The sequence below is a fragment of the Thalassospira sp. MCCC 1A02898 genome (assembly GCF_001618185.1).
In the GTDB taxonomy this organism is placed as follows: domain Bacteria; phylum Pseudomonadota; class Alphaproteobacteria; order Rhodospirillales; family Thalassospiraceae; genus Thalassospira; species Thalassospira tepidiphila.
In genome coordinates this window covers 622,813-644,371 of the sequence record NZ_LPXK01000011.1, presented here as the reverse complement: position 1 = coordinate 644,371, position 21,559 = coordinate 622,813, and the positions used below count along the sequence as shown (strand labels likewise).

At 55.4% G+C, this 21,559-nt stretch carries 23 protein-coding genes and 3 tRNA genes; 9 read left to right on the top strand and 17 right to left on the bottom strand.

The window, feature by feature from the left end; all coding sequences use genetic code 11:
* Positions 1-32: 32 nt before the first annotated feature.
* Positions 33-1,226 (bottom strand): MFS transporter, encoded by a 1,194-nt coding sequence (locus AUQ41_RS13915; RefSeq protein ID WP_063088919.1) that lies wholly within the window; start codon positions 1,224-1,226, stop codon positions 33-35.
* A gap of 222 nt (positions 1,227-1,448) precedes the next feature.
* Between AUQ41_RS13915 and AUQ41_RS13910 the strand changes: the two genes are divergently transcribed.
* Positions 1,449-2,357, top strand: coding sequence for a pseudouridine-5'-phosphate glycosidase (locus tag AUQ41_RS13910; protein ID WP_063088918.1), 909 nt, complete (start codon positions 1,449-1,451; stop codon positions 2,355-2,357).
* A 66-nt stretch (positions 2,358-2,423) separates the two neighbouring features.
* Here AUQ41_RS13910 and AUQ41_RS13905 read toward each other — a convergent pair whose 3' ends face one another.
* On the bottom strand, positions 2,424-3,068 hold the full coding sequence (locus AUQ41_RS13905; protein WP_063088917.1) for a pyridoxamine 5'-phosphate oxidase family protein: 645 nt from the start codon (positions 3,066-3,068) through the stop codon (positions 2,424-2,426).
* Between the two features lie 89 nt (positions 3,069-3,157).
* Between AUQ41_RS13905 and AUQ41_RS13900 the strand changes: the two genes are divergently transcribed.
* Complete coding sequence (locus AUQ41_RS13900) at positions 3,158-4,708, top strand: PLP-dependent aminotransferase family protein (RefSeq protein ID WP_232308397.1); 1,551 nt, start codon at positions 3,158-3,160, stop codon at positions 4,706-4,708.
* Positions 4,709-4,826: 118 nt separating this feature from the next.
* Positions 4,827-6,305, top strand: coding sequence for a deoxyribodipyrimidine photo-lyase (locus AUQ41_RS13895; protein WP_063088915.1), 1,479 nt, complete (start codon positions 4,827-4,829; stop codon positions 6,303-6,305).
* 11 nt (positions 6,306-6,316) lie between these two features.
* Here the strand turns inward: AUQ41_RS13895 and AUQ41_RS13890 are convergent, their stop codons facing one another.
* A complete protein-coding gene (locus AUQ41_RS13890) occupies positions 6,317-6,901 on the bottom strand; it encodes a hypothetical protein (RefSeq protein ID WP_063088914.1) in 585 nt (194 codons plus the stop codon).
* Positions 6,898-8,445 carry a CYTH and CHAD domain-containing protein gene (locus tag AUQ41_RS13885; RefSeq protein ID WP_063088913.1) on the bottom strand — a complete coding sequence of 516 codons (1,548 nt, stop codon included), beginning with the start codon at positions 8,443-8,445 and terminating at the stop codon, positions 6,898-6,900. Before AUQ41_RS13885 ends, AUQ41_RS13890 begins: the two co-directional genes overlap by 4 nt.
* Positions 8,446-8,864: 419 nt before the next feature.
* On the opposite strand from AUQ41_RS13885, the gene AUQ41_RS13880 reads away from it, so the two are divergent.
* Positions 8,865-9,320: a hypothetical protein gene (locus tag AUQ41_RS13880; protein WP_063088912.1), complete on the top strand. Its 456-nt coding sequence runs from the start codon at positions 8,865-8,867 to the stop codon at positions 9,318-9,320.
* 70 nt (positions 9,321-9,390) lie between these two features.
* Here the strand turns inward: AUQ41_RS13880 and AUQ41_RS13875 are convergent.
* The 5 genes from AUQ41_RS13875 to infA all read right to left on the bottom strand — a co-directional run bounded on the left by AUQ41_RS13875 (position 9,391) and on the right by infA (position 12,138).
* Positions 9,391-9,466: transfer RNA gene (locus AUQ41_RS13875), tRNA-Phe, on the bottom strand.
* A gap of 117 nt (positions 9,467-9,583) precedes the next feature.
* Complete coding sequence (locus AUQ41_RS13870) at positions 9,584-9,784, bottom strand: DNA gyrase inhibitor YacG (RefSeq protein WP_008891756.1); 201 nt, start codon at positions 9,782-9,784, stop codon at positions 9,584-9,586.
* Positions 9,777-11,186: a ribonuclease E/G gene (locus AUQ41_RS13865; RefSeq protein ID WP_063088911.1), complete on the bottom strand. Its 1,410-nt coding sequence runs from the start codon at positions 11,184-11,186 to the stop codon at positions 9,777-9,779. Before AUQ41_RS13865 ends, AUQ41_RS13870 begins: the two co-directional genes overlap by 8 nt.
* Before the next feature lie 2 nt (positions 11,187-11,188).
* The gene (locus tag AUQ41_RS13860; RefSeq protein ID WP_063088910.1) at positions 11,189-11,770 is read right to left on the bottom strand and encodes a nucleoside triphosphate pyrophosphatase; all 582 of its coding nucleotides are present in this window, start codon (positions 11,768-11,770) and stop codon (positions 11,189-11,191) included.
* A gap of 149 nt (positions 11,771-11,919) precedes the next feature.
* A complete protein-coding gene (gene infA, locus AUQ41_RS13855; RefSeq protein WP_007092059.1) occupies positions 11,920-12,138 on the bottom strand; it encodes a translation initiation factor IF-1 in 219 nt (72 codons plus the stop codon).
* 254 nt (positions 12,139-12,392) lie between these two features.
* On the opposite strand from infA, the gene AUQ41_RS13850 reads away from it, so the two are divergent.
* Entirely contained in the window at positions 12,393-12,887 is a 495-nt protein-coding gene (locus tag AUQ41_RS13850) for a GNAT family N-acetyltransferase (RefSeq protein WP_063088909.1), read from the top strand.
* A 9-nt stretch (positions 12,888-12,896) separates the two neighbouring features.
* On the opposite strand, the gene AUQ41_RS13845 is transcribed toward AUQ41_RS13850, so the two are convergent.
* The 7 genes from AUQ41_RS13845 to AUQ41_RS20745 all read right to left on the bottom strand — a co-directional run bounded on the left by AUQ41_RS13845 (position 12,897) and on the right by AUQ41_RS20745 (position 18,079).
* Positions 12,897-13,343 (bottom strand): arsenate reductase ArsC, encoded by a 447-nt coding sequence (locus tag AUQ41_RS13845; RefSeq protein ID WP_008891760.1) that lies wholly within the window; start codon positions 13,341-13,343, stop codon positions 12,897-12,899.
* Between the two features lie 6 nt (positions 13,344-13,349).
* A complete protein-coding gene (locus AUQ41_RS13840) occupies positions 13,350-13,826 on the bottom strand; it encodes a UPF0262 family protein (RefSeq protein WP_008891761.1) in 477 nt (158 codons plus the stop codon).
* 43 nt (positions 13,827-13,869) lie between these two features.
* Positions 13,870-15,165: a histidinol dehydrogenase gene (gene hisD, locus AUQ41_RS13835; protein WP_063088908.1), complete on the bottom strand. Its 1,296-nt coding sequence runs from the start codon at positions 15,163-15,165 to the stop codon at positions 13,870-13,872.
* Positions 15,155-15,814: an ATP phosphoribosyltransferase gene (hisG, locus tag AUQ41_RS13830; RefSeq protein WP_008891763.1), complete on the bottom strand. Its 660-nt coding sequence runs from the start codon at positions 15,812-15,814 to the stop codon at positions 15,155-15,157. Before hisG ends, hisD begins: the two co-directional genes overlap by 11 nt.
* Before the next feature lie 44 nt (positions 15,815-15,858).
* Positions 15,859-17,151 (bottom strand): UDP-N-acetylglucosamine 1-carboxyvinyltransferase, encoded by a 1,293-nt coding sequence (gene murA / locus AUQ41_RS13825; RefSeq protein WP_063088907.1) that lies wholly within the window; start codon positions 17,149-17,151, stop codon positions 15,859-15,861.
* A gap of 81 nt (positions 17,152-17,232) precedes the next feature.
* Entirely contained in the window at positions 17,233-17,787 is a 555-nt protein-coding gene (dcd, locus tag AUQ41_RS13820) for a dCTP deaminase (RefSeq protein ID WP_062956196.1), read from the bottom strand.
* Between the two features lie 130 nt (positions 17,788-17,917).
* The gene (locus AUQ41_RS20745) at positions 17,918-18,079 is read right to left on the bottom strand and encodes a hypothetical protein (protein WP_157092649.1); all 162 of its coding nucleotides are present in this window, start codon (positions 18,077-18,079) and stop codon (positions 17,918-17,920) included.
* 201 nt (positions 18,080-18,280) lie between these two features.
* Between AUQ41_RS20745 and AUQ41_RS13815 the strand changes: the two genes are divergently transcribed.
* Positions 18,281-18,355: transfer RNA gene (locus AUQ41_RS13815), tRNA-Thr, on the top strand.
* 27 nt (positions 18,356-18,382) lie between these two features.
* A tRNA-Thr gene (locus AUQ41_RS13810) sits at positions 18,383-18,457 on the top strand.
* 101 nt (positions 18,458-18,558) lie between these two features.
* Here AUQ41_RS13810 and AUQ41_RS13805 read toward each other — a convergent pair.
* Complete coding sequence (locus AUQ41_RS13805) at positions 18,559-19,590, bottom strand: NAD-dependent epimerase (RefSeq protein WP_063088906.1); 1,032 nt, start codon at positions 19,588-19,590, stop codon at positions 18,559-18,561.
* 235 nt (positions 19,591-19,825) lie between these two features.
* On the opposite strand from AUQ41_RS13805, the gene AUQ41_RS13800 reads away from it, so the two are divergent.
* On the top strand, positions 19,826-20,569 hold the full coding sequence (locus AUQ41_RS13800) for a putative metalloprotease CJM1_0395 family protein (RefSeq protein WP_063088905.1): 744 nt from the start codon (positions 19,826-19,828) through the stop codon (positions 20,567-20,569).
* A 296-nt stretch (positions 20,570-20,865) separates the two neighbouring features.
* Positions 20,866-21,519, top strand: coding sequence for a response regulator transcription factor (locus AUQ41_RS13790; RefSeq protein ID WP_008891795.1), 654 nt, complete (start codon positions 20,866-20,868; stop codon positions 21,517-21,519).
* The last annotated feature ends 40 nt before the right edge of the window (positions 21,520-21,559 follow it).

Below are 21,559 nucleotides of genomic sequence, written 5' to 3'. Positions count from 1 at the left end.
GGCCGTTTTGCTTTGGGCATTTCGGGTTTCGCTTATCCGCCGTGTTTCATCTGTTTGACCGGAAAGCGCAATTCGGTCGCAGCCCAGATCACAACACACAAGACCGACACCCCCGCCCCAAGAACCACCACAGCAGGCCAGCCGCCCATGCCATAGGCAATGGCCGAACTGGCGGAGCCACAGGCACCCCCAAGGAAATAACTGGCCATATAGCCCGTGGTCAGACGGCTGCGGGCCTCGGGGTTCAGGCGATAAACCTCGCTTTGATTGGAAATATGCGCGCCCTGAATGCCCAGATCGATCAGCACCACACCAAGCGCAAAGGCAATCAATGACCATTGCCCCAAATACAGCAGCCCCCAGCTTGAGACGGTGGTCATCAGGAAGGCACCGGTGCTGAGCCGCGCCCAACCCCTGTCGGCGAGCTTTCCGGCAATGCGGGCCGCCAGGATACCGATTGCGCCAATCAGGCCATAAAGCCCGATCACCGCTTCGGACATGCCATATTGGCGCACCAGCATGAAGGCCATCGAGGTCCAGAAAATCCCGAACACAGCATATTGCAATCCGCCAATCAGACTGCGGCGGCGCAAAACCGGTTCATCACGAAACAGATGCAGGATCGAAAGATACAGCGTGCGGTAACTGGTATGCGAGGTTGGCGGGACATGCGGAATGATCCGGTAACAGGCCACCGCATAAATCGCCATCAGGACAGAGGCGGCAATAAACACCGACCGCCATCCGGCAAGCTCCGCCATGATGCCCGAAAATGTCCGGGCCAGAAGAATGCCCAGCAACAGGCCACTCATCACCGCCCCCACCGCAGACCCGCGTTTGTCATCCGTCGCCAGGTGGGCAGCGAGTGGCACAAGGATTTGCGCAGTCACACAGGTAATCCCGACCGAAATACTAAACACCACCAGCATCAAAAATGACGGTGCCAGCCCCATCGCCAGCAACCCGACCGCGGTCAGGGCCGAGGTCACGGTCAGCAATTTGCGCCGTTCATGATGATCACCAAGCGGCACCACGGCAATCAACCCGGTCAGATAGCCAAGCTGCGCCACCGTCACCAGAAAACCGGCACTGGTTTCACTCAGCCCATATTCACGGGCCAGCAGTTCCAGCAATGGCTGAACATAATAAAGACTGGCAACGGACAGGCCGCTTCCGACCGCCATAAAGATCAGGAGGCCGGTGGTCAGGGTGGGCTTGGAATGCATTCTCAGATGGGCCTTGAACGGGTTGGTGGTGGGTTTACGATAGCCGCCAAATCAGAGACTTACAATGCAGTGCCTGACACAGGTGCCATGCCGCGATGGCATCGACGGATTCCGTCACGCACAGCAGCCATTCGCAAAACACCCTGCTTTGCGCTGGATTTCAAAGGCCGATCTGTTTAATTCTGGCCTTTAAAACTTTAAACCAGATATGAGCATATCGGAATGTCGGACTATATTGATATCGCCCCCGAGGTCGCAGAGGCCTTTGCCGCAGGCAAGCCTGTTGTTGCCCTTGAATCAACCATCATTTCCCATGGCATGCCCTATCCGCAGAACCTGGAAACCGCGCGTGCGGTTGAACAGGACGTGCGTGATAACGGTGCGATCCCGGCCACCATCGCCGTGATTGGCGGTCGTTGCAAAATCGGGCTTTCACCCGAGGAACTGGAATATTTCGCCAAGGGGACCGACATTCTTAAACTGTCGCGCCGTGATATCCCCTATTGCCTTGCCAAGAAACGTGACGGCGCCACCACCGTATCGGCAACCATGATCCTGGCAGAAAAGGCCGGCATTCGCGTCTTTGCCACCGGCGGTATTGGCGGGGTGCATCGTGATCTTGCCGGTAATTTCGATGTGTCGGCCGATTTGACCGAACTTGGCAAAACCAGTGTTGCGGTTGTCTGCGCCGGGGCCAAGGCGATCCTTGATATCCCCAAAACGCTAGAACATCTTGAAACGCTTGGCGTGCCGGTTATTGCCTATGGCACCGATGAATTCCCGGCATTCTATTCGGTCGAAAGCGGTCAGAAGGCGCCGCTGCGCCTTGATACCCCCGAAGAACTTGCAGCTTTCCTGAATTCTAAATGGGAATTCGGCCTTGAAGGTGGCGCCGTCATTGGCAACCCACCAGAAGCCGACAAGGCATTGGCCCGCGAAGCCATCGAAGGGGCAATTGAAGATGCCCTGATCGAGGCCAAGGAAAAAGGCATTCAGGGGCGCGATGTGACCCCGTTCCTTCTGGCCCGCGTGACCGAGTTGACCAAGGGCAAAAGCCTTGAAGCCAACATCGCCCTTGTGCGCAACAATGCCCGCCTTGGTGCGAAAATTGCCGCTGCCATGGCCGACTGATCGGCAAAGGGCATCCCTTAAAGACCAAAAGAAACAGGCTGGCACATCTGCCAGCCTGTTTTGCGTTCAACTGCGTTGATACCCTTTGCCCTCGAACCCGGGCTTGATGCGCGCATCGTCCACTGGCGCACCCCAGGTCGTTGTACAGGGCAGGACACCGGCCCAGACAGACCAGTCGTAGTCTTCGTCGTCATCGACCGGGTCGCCGGCACGGACCTTTGCCGAAACCTGGTCCAGATCAAAGCCCAGGAACATGGTCGCCTTGAGTTCCTGTTTGTTGGGATGACGGATGTGTTCCCACCGCCCCGGTTCGAGTTTTTCGGTAAACAGCCGGGAATGTTCCATCTTTTCGGCGTCTTCACTCACCACCGTTCCTTTGCCGTAAATAACGACCGACCGGTAATTGGCCGAATGGTGAAACGCCGAACGCGCCATCACCAGACCATCAAGATGCGTGATGCACAGACAGGCTTCTGCCCCGTCTGCGATCGCGGCCAGAATGCGGTTCTTTGACGCGCCATGGATGTAGATCCGCTCCCCCACCCGCCAATGGGCGGTCGGGATCATGGCGGGGCGCCCATTGACCACGGTTCCGACATGACAAATCAGCGCATCATCAATAATGCCATGCACCTGATCGCGGTCATAACTGGCGCGATTGGGGCCCCGGACAACTTTGGTGTGGGGATGGATTTCGTATTGATCGGACATGGCGGAACCTTTTTGTCAAAAAATCAGGCGTCGAATTTGGCCCGATCATGGATCAAATTGGACTTTTCAAAAGGTCCATTATAATAAAAGTGACAGAGCCAATTTTCACCGGGGTCGCGATGGTGCGCAGTGATTACAGCTGGATTTATCCAAGCCAGTCGGACAATACCGCCGATGATGGCGGCACCACCGCCTATCGCCGTCTGTATCACGGGATCAGATCGGCCATTCTGGATGGCCGGTTGCATCCGGGCGAACGCCTTCCGGCCAGTCGGGATTTGGCCAAATCACTTGGTATTTCGCGCAACACGGTGGTGACCAGTTTCGATCTGCTGACCTCGGAAGGCTATCTTGAAACCCGGGTCGGCGCCGGAAGCTTTGTCGCCAGCACCCTGCCTGACCGGGATATGCAAACAGGCGACCCCAGTCCCGGCAAGGCATCCGAGGCCGCAAATGATCGCCCGATGCGGCTTAGTCAAAGTGCCACGCGCATGCTGACCTATCAGCGACGCTTTCCGCGCTTTCGCATTGCCCGCCCGTTTAACCCGACGACACCCGATCTTGACGGTTTTCCCTTCGATCTTTGGGCGCGATTGTTGCGCCGGTCGTGGCGGGCGCCTGATATTGATCTGACCATCCCTGATGATCCGCTTGGATTGCCGCTGCTGCGTTCTGAAATTGCCAAATGGCTTCGGCAATCGCGCGGGGTGAATTGCAATGCCGATCAGGTGATGATTGTTTCGGGCGCGCAGCAGGCGCTTGACCTTGCCGCACGTGCCCTTGTCGATCCCGGTGATATTATCGCGACCGAGGATCCGGGGTATGAGGGCATTCGGGGCGTGCTGGCGGCAAGTGGCGCTGTGGTTCAACCGATTACGGTTGATGAGGATGGGCTCGACATCGAAGGCCTTGCGCAAACGCCCTCCCCGGCCCGGATTGTGGTCACCACGCCATCGCGGAACTATCCGTTGGGCACAACGCTTTCGCTTGCCCGGCGGCTCGCCCTTTTGCAGTGGGCGCAGGATAATGATGCCTGGATTGTCGAAGATGACTATGACAGCGAGTATCGCTATGACGGGCCGCCGCTGTCATCCCTGCAGGGCTTGGATACCGACAATCGGGTGATTTATGTCGGCACGTTTTCACGCGTACTGTTCCCCGGCATCCGGCTTGGCTACCTTGTGTTGCCACCGGCACTGGTTCCGGCCTTTCGCGGTATTCGCGGTTTTGCCGATGGCGTTCCGGCACCGACAACACAGGCCGCCCTTGGTGCCTTTTTCGCCGAGGGGCATTTTGGCAGCCACGTCCGAAAAATGCGCCTGCGCTATGGCGAACGGCGTTCGCACCTTAAAAACCTGATCACGGCGGATGCATCCGATATTCTGTCGGTGATGCCTTCGGACGGGGGATTACATCTTTGCGCCCGTTTGATCGGCGATCAGGACGACATAGAAATGCAGGAAGCCTTGGTAAAGGCGGACCTTGATTGTCGTGCATTGTCTTCGTATTTCCACGATCCCCGGTCAAAAAGTGGGCCGGAACCCGTGCGTGGTCTTGTGCTTGGTTTCGCCGGATGGAAAAAAGATGTGCTTTCGGAAAGTTTCAGTGAACTGGTCAGAACCATCAGACGTAAGTCTTGATGTACCCCGAGCCAGAGAGAGCGGCACGACTTCCCTCTAGATGCTGTCACAGTCGTGACGCTCTCTCCCCTCCGGCTTACAATCCCCCCGAAATGCATCAAAAAACGCAGGAAGACAGATGACCGAACGCCCGATCGCCGTGATGTGGTTTCGAAACGACCTGCGACTGGCGGACAATCCGGCCCTTTTGGCAACCGTCAAATGGGCCAAGGAAAATGACGGTGCTGTCCTTCCGGTTTTTATTCTGGATGACGTGATTTCACATCAGTTGGGTGGCGCGACGAAATGGTGGCTTGAAAAAAGCCTGACGGCGCTAAACCGCGATATCGCCGGTCTTGGCGACACAAAGTCTGATCGCGCCCTTCGCCTGTTTAAAGGGAATGCAAAAACCGTTCTGGAAACCCTTGCCGATGACAAACCGGTCAAGGCGGTGTTTTGGAACCGGCTTTATGACAAGCCGTCGACCAAGCGCGATACAGATATCAAGGCTGCCCTTCAGGGCCACGGCCTGACCTGCGAAAGCCACAAGGCCAATCTTTTGTTTGAACCGTGGGACGTCAAAACCGGGTCAGGCACCGATTTCAAGGTCTATAGCCCGTTCTGGCGCGCCTGTCAGAAGCTCCCCGCCCCGCGCGAACCAAAGTCCGCCCCAGAAAGCCTTGCGTTATTCAAGGGCGAGGTTGATGGACAAATCAACATTACCGACTTTGACCTGTCGCCAAAGCCAGTGAATTGGGCCGGCGGCCTTGAGGAACGTTTCACCCCCGGCGAACAGGGCGCGAAAGACCAGCTGTTTGACTTTATTGACGATCGTCTTACAGATTATGCTGATCTGCGCGATCGCCCCGACCGCCGGGTAACGTCGGAACTCTCGCCGCATTTGCGCTTTGGCGAAATCAGCCCCTATCAGGTCTGGCATGCCGCCAACCACTATTCCGATGCCAATCCGGGCAAGGGCAAGACCGCCTCGAAATTCATCGCCGAGCTTGGCTGGCGGGAATTCGCCCATCACATCCTGTATCATGCAACCGATCTGCGATCTGTCCCGCTTCAGGGCCAGTTCAAGCATTTCCCGTGGTCAGAGGATACAAAAGGCCTTCGCGCCTGGCAAAAGGGCCAGACTGGCTTTCCGATTGTCGATGCCGGCATGCGCGAACTTTGGCATACGGGCTATATGCATAACCGGGTTCGGATGATTGTGGGTTCGATCCTGGTAAAGCACCTTTTGATCCATTGGCGCGATGGCTTGGCGTGGTTTGACGACACGCTGGTTGATGCCTGCCCGGCCAACAACCCGTTTTCATGGCAATGGATCGGCGGCTGCGGGGCCGATGCCGCCCCCTATTTCCGCATTTTCAATCCGGTGCTTCAGGGCGAAAAGTTTGATCCCAAGGGCGACTATGTCCGTCAATGGGTCCCGGAACTGCGCGACATGCCCGAACAATATATCCACAAACCTTGGGAGGCCTCTCCGCTTATCCTCAAGGCCGCTGACGTGACGCTGGGCAAGACCTACCCCGAACCCTTAATTGGGCTGAAAGAAGGCCGTGAGCGGGCTCTAAGCGCCTATCAGGATATGAAACAGGCTGCTGCGTGAGCATGCTCCGATCACGGTTCCATTTTTAGATACCAGATCAGGTTTTCAACGCTGTTTGGCTTTAACGGGCCGTCGGAGCATATCGCAGTATCAATCAACGTGTCGAAACCTTGATACCCATCAAGGTCTAATACAGCCAAGCCAAAGGAGCAGCGCTGGTGGTTTACACCGTCGCCAAAGGCAACCATTCCTTCGGCACCATTTGGATGAGAAACTTTCTTCACAAGCTTTTTATGCTTAATCAGAACTGCAGTATTTCTTTCAAAGTTCTTCCTTGAAACAGCAAGGCGTTCCGCCCCTGCTGGAATACCTGCATCCCAGAACCCGATACGGACATACCCCCATCCATTATCCAGTATCCATTTTTGGGCAAACTCGGCGTCCTTATAGATGCCTGTGCGTTCAATTTCGCTCACAGACGTCACTGTTCTGCCGGATGCCTCTGCAATATTCAACTGCGTGGCCCGACTTACAATCTGATCGTCAGGAGCCACAGGCGCTTCAAACGTAAAGAATAATGCCAGTATCGGGCGGATAACCAACCGAAACACATTCTCGAAGAATTCCCAATCAAGGAATAATCCGGGAAACCTCATTTCCAAAATATCTTCTGATCGATAAAATCGTGCATGGCGTCTTCGATCCCCTCAAGACGATGATCGGCACGTGCGCCGAACCAGCCCGATATCAGACCGACTGCAATCATCCCGTCCTTTGAAAGCTGCGGTGCGAGTGCCATCAAGCGCGCCTCTGCAACGGCGGCGTCCTGAAGCTGGCCGAGGATTTCCTGCATCGTCGTCAATTTGGTCCGGAACTTCTTGACCTTTTTCGAACCGTAAATGGCCCCAAAGAACTCCGTCCCATAGCGCATCTGTTTGACATCAAGACGAAGCGCATGAAGTTGTGGCGTTGTCAGACCCGCAACGTGATCACCGCGTTTGGTGACCCGTTTATAGGCTTGCTCCAGAAGCGGTTCGGCCATTTCCGACACAGGTGCGGCCATCGCCTTCATTTGCGCGGCAGTTGCACCTGATGCCCAACGCGAATAGCTTGCCCACGCGCCAAGCAGCAAAAGCAACTGCCCGTATTCCGGTTGATCGAGCATATGCCGTGCGTTGGCAAGGGCTGCTTCGCGTTGCTTTTCGGCGGCCTTGCGCAGCTCCGCCACACCAGCGTGATCCGGGAAGCGGTCCTCGATCATCGGAAGCGTCTCGGTCAGGAACACATCCCAATCGCGCAGGCCATCAAGCCCCTTGCTGCACAGCTTCAACAATCGGCGCAGCAACACGGCCTCGCCCGCAGGCAGGTTTTTCTTAAACAGGTTCAGGGCAACGCGCAGGCGGCGCATGCCAACCCGCATCTGATGGCACCCTTCGATATCAAGGTCCTGACGCACACAGACTTCGTTACTCAGGATCATGCGAAGCCCCTGCGCGATCACGGCACGAAACGCGGTTTCCGCCGACATATCCGGGGTAAGCTGTACTGCGGCGGCACGATAGGCACCCGGCCCATTGCCAAGATACAGGTCGCGTCCGCGCGACGCCTTGGAGCGCATGCTCAGTAACAGCGGTACGGTGCGTTGCAGCTCAAGTGCAAGGTCAAACAGGGCTGCCGGATGGCCTTCCTTGAGCTCGAACTCAACCTCGGAGATCGGCACTTCCTTCGCGCCAGATCGGACAACACCCTGATCAATGGCAAGCTCAATCACCGCATCACGATAGGTCAGGTCCACCGCCCCGCGTTTAAGGTCGCTTTCGAAAATGCGGTCGATCTTCTTTTTCTTCACAAACTTCTTCAGAAGCTTTTTGACGTCCTTGTCGGTAAACCGGTCAAGATCAAGAACACCTTCTTCAAGCTCGACCGTCCATTCATTGCGTTCGGGAAGCGCCTCCCGCAGGCCGTTGGTCGCCTTGATGGTCTGCTCCCAACCAGTCGCGCCCTTCTTGCGCAGACGAACCGCCAGGCCCTTTTCAGCCAGCGAGAGTTTCGGCGTGTCGTGATAGATGGAGACAAGGTGCGTGGTCACCAGACGACGACCTTCCTTGACCTCGCGCAGGACCGGCGCGTTTTTAAGACGCGCGACATGTTTCGGATCGATGCGAAGTTTGAGTTCGATCTCGATCTGCTTCTCGGCCATCTGGTTCCCCTAAGCGAGTTATTGTCACAGCGCGACGTCGCGCTGTTCCGCCACCAAGTAGTAACCAATTTTATGTTTCAGCGGGTTGAAACAAGAAGCGGGAATGATGGTAGCGGAATGTAAGATTTTCGCAACAAAAGGCAGAAACGCCCGCAAAATCAAGCCTTAAAAGACCGATCAGCATTTTGCACAACCCTCTGTTTTCATTTGAAAACAAATAGGGGCAATCAGGTTCATTTGATACAGATTGCTTGCACATACCTTGCGCATTCACCCCTGACACAGGCCCCATCAAGTCGTTGATGCAAGGGCGATTCTGAATGGTTGCACCGTCATATATTGATAACAGTTTCGCACCGTTTGCGAATTGCGTTTTGTCAGTTACAGTCTGTTCAAATTCAATCTGCCAGAGGGCGAAGATGCTTAGCCGTAGCCACACTTTCAAGACCGCCCTGATCATCGGGATTGCCATGCTGATCGGTGGCTGCAAAACAACAACCACCGCAACCGCCCCTGAAATCAGCTATGACGCATGGCAGACCAAACAATCGGCATCGACCGTGCCCTACAGCACCAATACGATGGTCAAAATCAATTTGAACTGGTCGCGCATCGGGCCGTTTTCGCGCTATGACACCTGGGTTCGGGCCAATGCCTTTGGCGGGATGTTTGATGTTTATGGCGCGCAGACTTGCCTTGGCAAATTTGTCCGCGATGATCGACTGGCCCCTGCTCATGGCTGGTGGGAACTGATTTGCCAGGATGACAGCTACGCTGCTGGGAAATTCCAGCTGACCCAACAGGGAAACATTCTGGGCATCGGCAATGCGATCAATGGCGAAAAGGTCGGCTTTGACCTGCCCATTCCGAATTAAATCGACCGGAAAATGAGATGAAAAACAAAAAACCCGGCCAGAAGGCCGGGCTTTTTTGGCTACCGAAAGATGGTGCCCAGGGGCGGACTCGAACCACCGACACGCGGATTTTCAGTCCACTGCTCTACCAACTGAGCTACCTGGGCAAATCCGACTTTCGTCTCCGTTTCCGGAGTGTTCCCTGCGGAACGAGCGGGGTTATACAAACTCCTTTGGGGCTTGTCCAGCCTCAAATCGCATTTTTTTTGCGATCACGCGTCGGATTAAAATTCTTCTTCATCTTCAAGGTCTTCGAGATACTCGGGCGGCTCGGCGGCGGGGATGGCGTAGCTTTCATTCATCCATTTGCCAAGGTCGAGATCCGCACAGCGTTTGGAGCAAAACGGCGTGTATTTTTCATCAGCCGGTTTGCCGCAAACCACGCAGTCGGAGCTGGCTGTTTTCGTTATCTTTTTTTCATTCATGGTGGTTTTTCTCCAACCGATAGGCATCGTCTTCAAGGGTCGGGTCCGCGACAATTTTCGGCGCACCCCCAAATGCATTTGTCAGGATCTGGATCGCATCCGCCTGATCCGCAAGTGCCTTCGCCACACTTGGGGCTACGGATAGTTTAACCATCCCCGCTACCCCGTTTCGGCTCTCGGCAACAACGGCGCGCACAACGGCATTGAGTGCAGCATCACGCAAAAGAGGGGCGCGTTCCTGTTTGGCAAACAGCATGGCACGAAGCGATTCGCCCGCCCGCTGGCGACTGAATTCATAAAGTCCCAATCGCGTAAAGCCACCGATCTGAACCGCACCATCAAGCTCGCTGCCAAAGGCATCACGGATTGCGGTATCGAACTTGTCGCGCCCTGACCGTGATTTCATGCGAAGCGGATCAATCACCACAAGACCACCGATGTTGCGCAGGCGGATTTGATGCACGATTTCGGATGCCGCCCGAAGGTTGACTTCGACCGCGCGGCTTTCGCTATCACGCCCGGCATCTGCCCCGGCGCCATTGACATCAATGGCACAAAGCGCGGTTGCCGGGTCAATCGAAATCCAGCCTCCGCCGTCCAGTTCAACGCGCGGCACCAAAGCAGCGGCAATTTCTTCTTCGATATCCTGACCATTTAACAGCAGTCGACTGCCGACATGACGCGCAAGATTGTCATCCGACTTGCCAAGCATCGTCAGCAAGCCACGCAACCGCACGAATTCGTTTGTACCATCGACAACGCATTGCCCACCCGCCATCAGATGCCGTTCGATCACCTGATCGGTTTCTGATTGCGCCTTGCTGACCAGTTGCGGCTTCGATGCCTCGGACAGGGCCTTTTCGGCTTTTTGCAATTGTGATTTCAGAAGTTTGTATTCGGCAGTAATGGCATCACGCGCCCAGTCGAGTGCGACGGAACGCAGCATGATGCCGTCCTGACCGGCCTGAAGAGAGCTTAGCAATTCATGCAGTTCGGTACGCCGGTCCCCGTCCTTAAGCTTGCGCGGCAATTCAATATGGTTGGCCCCCGGTCGCAGGATCATGCCAACACCTTCAATCGCGATCCGGCCGGTAAGCTTCACCCCCTTGTCGTCAAAACCAAGGCGGGAGATCTGCACCAGAACCCACTGCCCTTCATGCAACGGGCCGTTGTAGCGATCAAACGGCAAAAGCCCGTCAGGCAGCCCATCGAGCGCCACCATGGCGGCGGCCATTTCGGGCATCATTTTGGAAACACGGCCAAGATGGATATCAAATCTTGCGGAACCGCCGCGATCAATCCACAAACGGGTCAGGCGGTCATTTTCGATCAGGGCCACCCTGCGCTCAAGCGCAACGGCATCAATCAGCAGGCGGGAGTTATGGGTGCCGCCAACTGCCATGATCAAACCTCTTTGGGGTGATAGCCAAGACCGCGCAAAAGACCGTCCACCTCGCACAGCGACAGCCCGACAACGTTGGAATACGATCCCGAGATCGCCTTCACAAAGGTCGCGGCAAAGCCCTGAATGGCGTATGCCCCCGCCTTGCCCTGCCATTCGTCATGGGCAAGATAGCGCTTCAGGTCATCGGAACCAAGGGTTCGGAATTTTACCTGTGTCTCGATCACGCGCGATCGTTCGGTCCCGTCCGGTGCAATTACACACATGCCACCATAAACACGATGGCGACGCCCGGAAAGCAGTTCAAGAAACTTGCGTGCCTCGGCGGCGTCTTCGGCCTTGCCCAGGGCACGCCTGCCACAGGCAACAACCGTATCCGCTGCAAGCACAAAGGCCCCGCCATTGGATTTGGCAACAAAACGCGCCTTTTCCTCGGCAAGGCGCAGCGCCAGCCGACGCGGACTTTCATCGCGCATGGGTGTTTCATCGATATCTGCGGGAACGACCTGATCTGGCACAATTCCGATCTGCGCAAGCAGCTCAAGACGGCGCGGCGATGCAGATGCCAATATCAGTTTCGACAAGATGTGGCTCCCGGATATCCGTCCCAGACCATTCCGACCAAAAATGTGACGAATGCTCACATTTCGATGCAGGCAGCAAAATGCACCCTGACGGCAAGGGTAAACGCCCCGCCAGACAAGGTCAATTTGCGCTTGGTCGTGGTTTCAGATTACTTGAAACGGAAGGTAATACGACCTTTGGTCAGGTCATAAGGGGTCATTTCGACGCTGACACGGTCACCTGCGAGAACGCGGATACGGTTCTTGCGCATTTTGCCCGAGGTGTGGGCAAGGATTTCGTGGTCATTGTCCAGCTTCACGCGAAACATCGCATTGGGCAGAAGTTCAACGACAGTGCCCTGAAACTCGATAACGTCTTCTTTAGCCATGTGACTCCTAGCTTTCGTATTGCAATATCAAAATACCGGTGGGCGGCAAACTGCTCTGAACCGGGCAAAAGGTCAAGTCCTTTCACGTGTCAGGCGTGGCGTTACAGCACTGCGTTAAACGAATGGCGACGTATCTGTGCTGCCAAACTGGGCGGAATAAGGATTGCGCGAAAAGAACCGGCTCAGCCCTTTTCGAATGCCGGTATGCGCCCTAAGATGCGGCTATCTTTCCGGCCTTTCATGAAAGCCTCCGCATGACCAATCCTCATACCATTGAAATACGCCTTGCAGAACGCGATGACGCACCGGCACTCCATGCCATGATTTGCGAAATCGGCAAGGCAACAGGATGTGCAGATAAAATCGCAAGCACGCCCGAAGATCTGGCGCGGGATGGCTTTGGCAAAGACCGTGCGTTTGACGCACTGATTGCGATTGCCGATGAAACGCCGGTGGCCATGTGCCTGTTTTTCCCAAGCTATTCAACATTTCGCGGACGTCCCGGACTTTATATTCAGGATCTTTATGTCGCGCCAAGCCATCGTGGTGGCGGCTTTGCCAAACGTCTGGTGGCTGCGGTCGCCAAACATGCCCGTGCACACGGGAAATCCTATATCCGGTTGTCGGTCGATGCGGAAAACATGATCGGCCAACGGTTTTACGAAAAGCTTGGTATGCGCCATGCCGAGGATGAGAAGATCTACGTGCTTGATGGTGCTGCGTTCGCAGCCCTCAGCAACGCGGACTGAGCCACGCAATTACATGGTGGGCGCAGGACCGACAGGGAAGCGATCAAGGATGCGTTTCTTGATCTGGTCGCGCACCTGTCGGTAGGCCTCAAGGCGGATTTCACGCGACCCTTCGACGATTGTCGCATCAAAGGTATTCCAGAATTCCACGTCACACGCCATGGTGCGGGTCATTTCGACCGCACGGTGCTGGGCCTCGGGTGACATCGTGATGATCAGATCAAAGAAGCCGTCTTCAAGCTGATCAAAGGTTTTGGAATTGTATGAGGAAATATCAAGACCGATTTCCTCCATCACGGCAACGGCAAAGCCATCGAGCTCACCGGCACGCACCCCGCAACTTTCAACATAGATGCGGGTTCCGTGATAGTGACGCATCAAGGCAGCAGCCATCACCGAACGCACGGCATTATAGCTGCAGGCAAAAAGAACCGAGCCGGGGAGTTCTTCTGCCACCGTGCCTTAACCCCGGATGTGAAGGACACAAATCAACGTAAACAGGCGACGCGCGGTATTTTCATCGATCGTCACCTTGTCGGCCAGAAGCTCTCGCAATTGTTCGGAGCCTTCGTTGTGAAGACCACGTCTGGCCATATCGATGGTTTCGATCTGGGCGGCACTGGCCTTTTTGATGGCGTCGTAATAGCTTTCGCAGATCATGAAATAGTCTTTGACGATCCGGCGGAACGGCGACAGCGGCACGGGAATGGTCGTCAGGTTCTCGGTATCATCGTCGCCGCGCACATCCATATAGATGCGGTTTTCCTCGATGCGCATATGCACCGAATACGGACCTTCGAAACCGCCAGCCGGTTCGAAATGGTTTTCTTCCAGAAGGTCATAGATCGCCACCGCCTGCTCATGCTCGACCTCAGGACGGCGTCTTACCTTGTATTTCTCGTCAAGATAGATACCGGCAATACACTGGTTTTCTGCCATGGCTCTCTCGCTCCGGTCCCTTCACACGCTGCATTGCAACAGCTTACATCTGGTTTGAACGGATCGCTACCGAAAGTCCATGTGCCTGCAGACCTTCGCTTTCTGCAAGGGCGATTGCCGCCGGGCCGATTTTTGCCAGACTTTCGGGCGTGCACTTAATCAGCGACGAACGCTTGATGAAGTCCAAAACCCCAAGGCCGGACGAGAAACGCGCCGAGCGGGCCGTCGGCAGGACATGGTTCGGGCCAGCAACATAATCGCCGATGGCCTCAGGGGTATAACGGCCCAGGAAAATCGCACCGGCATGGTGAATGTCTTCTGCCAGTCCGTCCGGGTCGTCGACCGCCAATTCAAGATGTTCCGGTGCGATCCGATCCACAAGGGCCGGAGCCTGCGACAGATTTTCGACCAAAACAATTGCACCAAAGTCGCGCCAGCTTGCCCCGGCGATTTCTGCACGCGGCAGTTTTTCAAGATGCTTATCGATTGCGACCTGCACGTGATCGGCAAATTCCGCGTCGTCAGTGATCAGGATCGATTGCGCGACCGGGTCATGTTCGGCCTGCGACAGCAAGTCTGCTGCCACCCAGCTTGGGTCATTGCTGCCATCGGCGACCACCAGAATTTCCGACGGCCCGGCAATCATATCAATGCCGACCTGACCAAAGACACGGCGTTTGGCCGCGGCAACAAACGCATTGCCCGGACCGACGATCTTGTCGACAGGCGCAATCGTTTCGGTGCCATAGGCAAGGGCTGCAATCGCCTGCGCCCCGCCAATGCGGTAAATCTCGTCAACGCCAGCAATTCGGGCTGCAGCCAGAACCAGCGGGTTCATTTTATTGTCCGGGGTCGGCACCACCATGACAAGGCGCTCCACACCGGCAACCTTGGCCGGAATGGCATTCATCAGAACCGATGAAGGATAAGATGCCAGACCGCCGGGAACATAAAGCCCGGCTGCTGACACCGCGCGCCAGCGCCAGCCAAGCTCAACACCGCTTTCATCGGTATAGCGTTCATCGGCCGGCATCTGCTTTTCGTGGTAGGCACGAATGCGCTTTGCCGCCAATTCCAGCGATTTGAGAAGGTCTGCGTCAATGTCGGCAACCGCTTCATCGACCTCGGCCGCGCTCACCGCCATGCCGGATGCGTCGATACCAAGGCGATCAAAGCGGTTGGTGTAGTCACAAACGGCTTCGTCACCGCGATTGCGGACATCGGCGATAATATCGGCAACAGCCGCATCAACATCGGCATCCGATTCGCGTTTCATGCCCAGAAGCTTGACGAAATCTTCTTCGAAGCTGGCGTCAGTAATCGAAAGCTTAAGCGGCATTGAGCACCTCGGAGAAACGGTCGATCCAGGGCTGGATATCGGTCGGGCGGGTTTTCAGCGCAGCACGGTTGACGATCAGGCGCGACGTCACATCGGCAACATGTTCGATTTCACGCAGGCCATTGGCCTTAAGCGTGTTGCCGGTCGAGACAAGGTCGACGATACGGCGGCACAGACCAAGTGTTGGTGCCAGTTCCATCGCGCCGTTCAGCTTGATGCATTCAGCCTGCACGCCCCGTTTGGCAAAATGCGTACGGGTGATGTTGGGATATTTGGTCGCGACCCGGACATGCGACCAGCGTGACGGATCATCGCCTTCGATCATTTCTTCCGGTTCGGCAACGGCGATCCGGCAATGCCCGATATTAAGATCCAGCGGCGCATAGATATCCGGATAGTCAAATTCCATCAGGACGTCATTGCCGCAGACACCGATATGGGCCGCGCCAAAGGCGACAAAGGTTGCAACATCAAAGCTGCGCACACGGATGATATCGATATGCGGATGGTTGGTGGCGAAACGAAGCGCACGGGATTTCGGGTCATCAAATGCCGCTTCCGGTTCGATCCCTGCGGATCGTACCAGTGGCATCACCTCGTCAAGAATGCGCCCCTTTGGCAGGGCAAGCACCAGCTTTTCGTCACTCATCAATCAGTCGCCTTACGCGTTTTCAGTTATCCGGAAGCCTTATATCAGGCCGGAACCCGGACACGTTCGATCTGCGCCCCGCAGGAGCTCAGTTTTTCTTCAAGCCGCTCATAACCGCGGTCCAGATGGTAGACACGGTTAATAACCGTCTCGCCCTCGGCTGCCAAGCCTGCAAGCACCATCGAGACCGAGGCACGCAGATCGGTTGCCATAACTTCGGCCCCCGAAAGCTTCGCACTGCCGCGGACAATCGCCGAACGGCCATGCACGTTAACATCAGCGCCCATGCGGCTGAGTTCCGGCACGTGCATGAAACGGTTTTCGAAAATGGTTTCGGTGATCATGGACGCACCATTGGCCACCGACATCAGCGCCATGAACTGGGCCTGCATGTCGGTCGGGAAGCCCGGATAGGGTTCGGTCATCACGTCAACACCCTTAAGCGTCGCACGGTTACCGCGCACCTTAAGGCCATCTTCGGTTTCTTCAACCTCGACCCCGGCGGCGCGCATCGCATCAACAAGGCTGTCGATCAGTTCCATACGGGTTCCAGTCAGCTCAATCTCGCCGCCGGTTATGGCCGCTGCAATTGCATAGGTCCCGGTTTCGATACGATCTGGCACAACCGAATAGTCCGCACCATGCAGGCGAGGCTTTCCCGTGACTTTGAGGGTATCGGTTCCGATGCCCTCGATCTCGGCCCCCATGGCAACAAGGCAATGCGCAAGATCGGATACTTCCGGCTCACGCGCGGCATTCGCAATGGTGACAACACCGTCGGCCAGCGATGCGGCCATCAGCGTGTTTTCCGTCGCGCCCACCGAAACCTGCGGGAACAGGACATGTCCGCCTTTCAGGCCGTCGGGTGCGCGGGCTTCGATGTAGCCCTCGGTCAGGTGGATCTCCGCGCCCATCGCTTCCAGCGCCTTAAGATGCAGATCAACCGGACGGTTACCAATCGCGCACCCGCCAGGAAGCGACACACGGGCAACACCACAGCGCGCGACAATCGGACCAAGTACCAGGACAGATGCACGCATCTTGCGCACCAGATCATAGGGTGCCGTGGTCGAGGTGATTTCCTTGGCCGTCATTTCAAGAACGCGACCGGTATGGCCACCATTGGGCGCATGCCCGTTCAGATGCAACGCGACACCATGCTGTGCCAGAAGATTGGCCATCGATGTGATATCTGCCAGATGCGGCAGGTTCGAAAGGGTCAGCGTTTCATCTGTCAGAAGGCTTGCAGCCATCAACGGCAAAGCCGCGTTTTTGGCACCGCCGATTGCAATTTTGCCCTGCAGCCGGCGACCACCGGAAATCTTGATCTTGTCCATTCAGTCCTCTTTGTACTGCGCGCGATGGCGCAGCGAACGCGTGTCTTGGCGTATCACCACCAGATTGTTGCCACCCCTTTATCACAGGCGCGGCAATGTGACACCTTTTTGGCCCATATATTTCCCTGCGCGATCCGCATAGGAGGTATCGCATTCACTTTCCGCCTTAAGGAAAATGAACTGACACGCCCCTTCATTGGCATAAATGCGCGCCGGAAGCGGTGTGGTGTTGGAAAATTCAAGGGTCACATGCCCTTCCCATTCGGGTTCAAGCGGCGTGACATTGACGATTATGCCGCACCGGGCATAGGTCGATTTCCCTAGACAGATCACCAGTGTGTCTCGCGGGATACGGAAATACTCCACCGTGCGCGCGAGCGCGAAACTGTTGGGCGGGATCACGCACACATCGGTCTGTCGGTTAACGAACCCGTCATCGGAAAATTCCTTGGGATCGACGATGGCCGAGTCGACATTGGTGAAAATCTTGAACTCATCAGCGACGCGTGCGTCATAGCCGTACGAGCTGACACCATAGGAAATCACACCATCGCGTTTGAAACCGTCGACAAACGGTTCGATCATGCCTTTTTCCTGCGCCATCTGGCGTATCCAGTGATCCGGTCTTACCGACATAGTGCCACCCCTGTTTTTGCGAAAATCCCAACCACGTTCAGCACCCACGGTTTTACCCGCCCGCTGGCCTCAAGATCAACCAAACGATGCATGCGGCCATCAAAGGGAAGGTGAAAAATGACGCGCGTGATCAGTCCTCAGGTTTTTCGTCTGTAGCCGGACCTTGTGGATCGCTTTTGCGTGAGCGTTGCTGTTGCTTGCGCTTGGCCAGATTGGCACGCAGGGCTTCGGCTTCGCGTTTCAAGCGTTCCTCGTTTACGGCCGGACGCATGTCAGATTTTTTTGCAGTCATGGTGCAATCAAAGTTCCGTCAGATTTATGCGGGTTTGAGCGATTGGCCTGTTATAAAACAGCGCGCGAAAAATTACAGCCGATCTTGACGAAAACAGGGCGAAAAGGCCTGCGACGGGAACAATCGAAAAACTTCGCATAATTCAGGCTTGACCAATTACAGATACGTGGCCTATAACCCGCCCGCACCGCAAGGGCTCATGCTGCTGTAGCTCAGGGGTAGAGCACTCCCTTGGTAAGGGAGAGGCCGGGAGTTCAAATCTCCCCAGCAGCACCATTGCCCACCGGTCAGCCTGTTTATCGGGCTGCTGTAGCTCAGGGGTAGAGCACTCCCTTGGTAAGGGAGAGGCCGGGAGTTCAAATCTCCCCAGCAGCACCATTTTCCAAGTACATTCAAAAATAACGTTGGCAAGCCCGCATGAAAGTGATGCGAGCTGCCATGATGTTGATTTTTCTGTGTCTTGAGGCAAGTCGCGCGCTCTAGCCGTAGAAAGCGCGATACCACTCAACAAAATTGCCGATACCGGTTTCAATCGAGGTAGCTGGCTTGAAACCGACGGCATCAGTCAGCGCATCGACATCGGCATAGGTTGCCGGAACGTCGCCATCCTGCATCGGCAGCATGTTTTTCTCAGCCGTTTTGCCAAGCGCCTTTTCGATCGTTTCGATCATATACATCAGCTCGACCGGGTTGTTATTGCCGATATTAAACACCCGATAGGGTGCCGAACTGGTTGCAGGATCGGGCTTGGCCGAGTTCCAGTCCGGGTTCGGTTGGGCAACAGTCGAGATGCAGCGATACACACCTTCGACAATGTCATCAATATAGGTAAAATCGCGACGCATCTTGCCTTCGTTAAAGACGTTGATCGGTCGCCCTTCGAGGATCGCCTTGGTAAACAGGAACAGCGCCATGTCCGGGCGTCCCCAAGGACCATAGACGGTAAAGAAACGCAGACCGGTCGTCGGCAGACGATAAAGATGGCTATAGGTATGGGCCATCAGCTCGTTGGCCTTTTTTGACGCGGCATACAGGCTGATCGGGTGATCAACATTGTGATGGACGGAAAACGGCATTTCCGTATTCATGCCGTAAACCGAACTGCTTGATGCGTAGACCAGATGCTTCACATTGTTGTGGCGGCATCCTTCGAGAATGTTGGTAAAGCCAACAAGGTTGGCATCAATATAGGCATGCGGGTTTTCAATCGAGTAACGCACGCCAGCCTGGGCGGCCAGATTGACCACATAGGTCGGCTTTTCAGTAGCGAACAGATCAGCAATGCCTTCGCGGTTTTCGAGATCCATTCTGACAAACTTGTAACCCGGCTTGCCTTCCAACCGTGCGAGACGTGCCTCTTTGAGGTTGACGTCATAATAGTCATTGACGTTATCAAGTCCGACAACAGTGGCCCCCTGTTCCAGCAGTTTCAGGCAAAGATGGGAACCGATAAAACCGGCGGCACCCGTGACAAGTACCTTTTCATTGGCCGGAATGATGAAGTCGGACATGCGCGTTGGAATTCCTGATTGAAGTACAGCATGAAGCGCGCCAGGCGCCGGTTGGAAATTCGGGATTTTTGATACCAGCAAGGGTACGGATGCGCAAGCCATCAACCGTGACAATGCGCCTCAAGAGCCTTACACCAAAGGCCGTTTATTGCGAGCCGAGACTCCCGGTCATTTTTCTGCTATGGTGTCTTTTCGTATAGGTTTCGTCTTAAGATTACGAGCGACGTAAAGACAGATGATTTCAGCTGGTCAAACCATAGCCAACCCGAATGGGGGCGGTTTGGGCGTTATCCTGAATGTTCGGGAAATCGCGCAAACTGCTGATGGGCGTGTTTTGGCCGAGTATGAGGCCATTGAAGTCCAGCGTCAGGGCGGAAATGCGTCATCTGTTTCGCCATATGCCATTGCTGGCACCGGCTCGGACGGTGCACGCACGCGGATTGTTGATCCACGCACCCTGACCGAGGCACAAGCAGTTGCTGGCGGTGTCAGCCGCGCGGAATACCGCGAGGCACGCGAAACCAATTCGGAAAACGGCAACACCGCAAATGGTGCTTCATCCAATCAGGATCTCGACCCGGCGGAAGAAGCTGTCGTCAATCAGTTGCGCGCCCGAGATTCAGCTGTGCGCCAAGAGGAAAAGGCCCATGCCGCTGCTGCCGGGCCTTATGGCTCTGCGCCGCAATACACATATCAGATTGGTCCGGACGGCAACGCTTATGCCATTGGTGGTCACGTTGATGTAAGCGTATCACTGTCTGGCAGTGCGGAAGATCGTGATCGTGCGCTGGCCACCTTGCAAAATGCAGCACTGGCACCAAACGCACCATCAGGTGCCGATATGGCAGCCTTCCGTCAGGCAAGCCTGCAAAGAGCAACCAGTGATGGTATTGATATAAACAATACTACCAAAGAATCCGCACTTAACGAGGCAATGTCTAAAAACGGCGCGCATCAGAATATATCAATTTCTGTGTAACTTTTCCTATCGCGGTTCCTGCTGACCCCCTGATATACTATTCGATGCGCGATGAAATACTTATCCTTGAGTTCGGATACCTATTCACTTGGATAGATGCTACTATCAAAAACTATCCTGCCGTTTGACAGGGACACCGTTTTGTTGAATGCTGCGCTCGCGTCCGGGGGGGACGCTTGGATTGAAAATATCAGAATCGCGCGAAACCATATTATTGCAATTGTGGATCGCGTTTCCGAGGTCGCTGTCCCAATTTATTTCAGTGAGCTTTGGACAAGAACAGGTACGGCATAAAAATGAACATCCTGCTAGCAGACGATCACGATCTCGTCAGAGACGGGATCACTTCCTTCCTAAAACTCGCAGCGCCGGAAGTTGAAGTCGCGCAGGCGAAAGACTTCGCAGAAGCACTTGCCGTCGTTGACGGAGAAACCAACGTCGAACTGACCATCCTCGATCTGAACATGCCTGGCATGAATGGATTGTCCGGTCTGACCGTCATGCGCCAGAAACATCCTGAAATTCCGGTGGTTATTCTTTCAGGCTCGGTTAAACGCAGCGACGTTCTGAACGCACTGGAACACGGTGCGTCGGGATATCTGCCCAAGACGCTGTCAGGTAAATCCCTGATCAACGCCCTGCGTCTGATTCTGTCCGGCGAAAAATACATTCCGTCAGCATTGCTCGAAGACGATGGCACCCAGATGCGCCCGGGTGAGATCGACCTTGATGGCCTTGCACCAGACAACCCCTTGCGGCAGTTGACCAACCGCGAGCGCGAAGTGCTGGGTCTTCTGACCAAGGGCCTTTCCAACAAGGAAATCGCCAAACAGCTAACCGTTCGCGAAATTACCGTGAAGGTCCATTTGACCGGTATTTTCAAGAAGCTCGGTGCTGCCAACCGTACACAAGCGGTGAAGATTGCCATGCAATTGGGCTGGGAAGCCTGATCGCTGCCAAATCCAGGCAAACAAATCAGAAAAAGCCCGG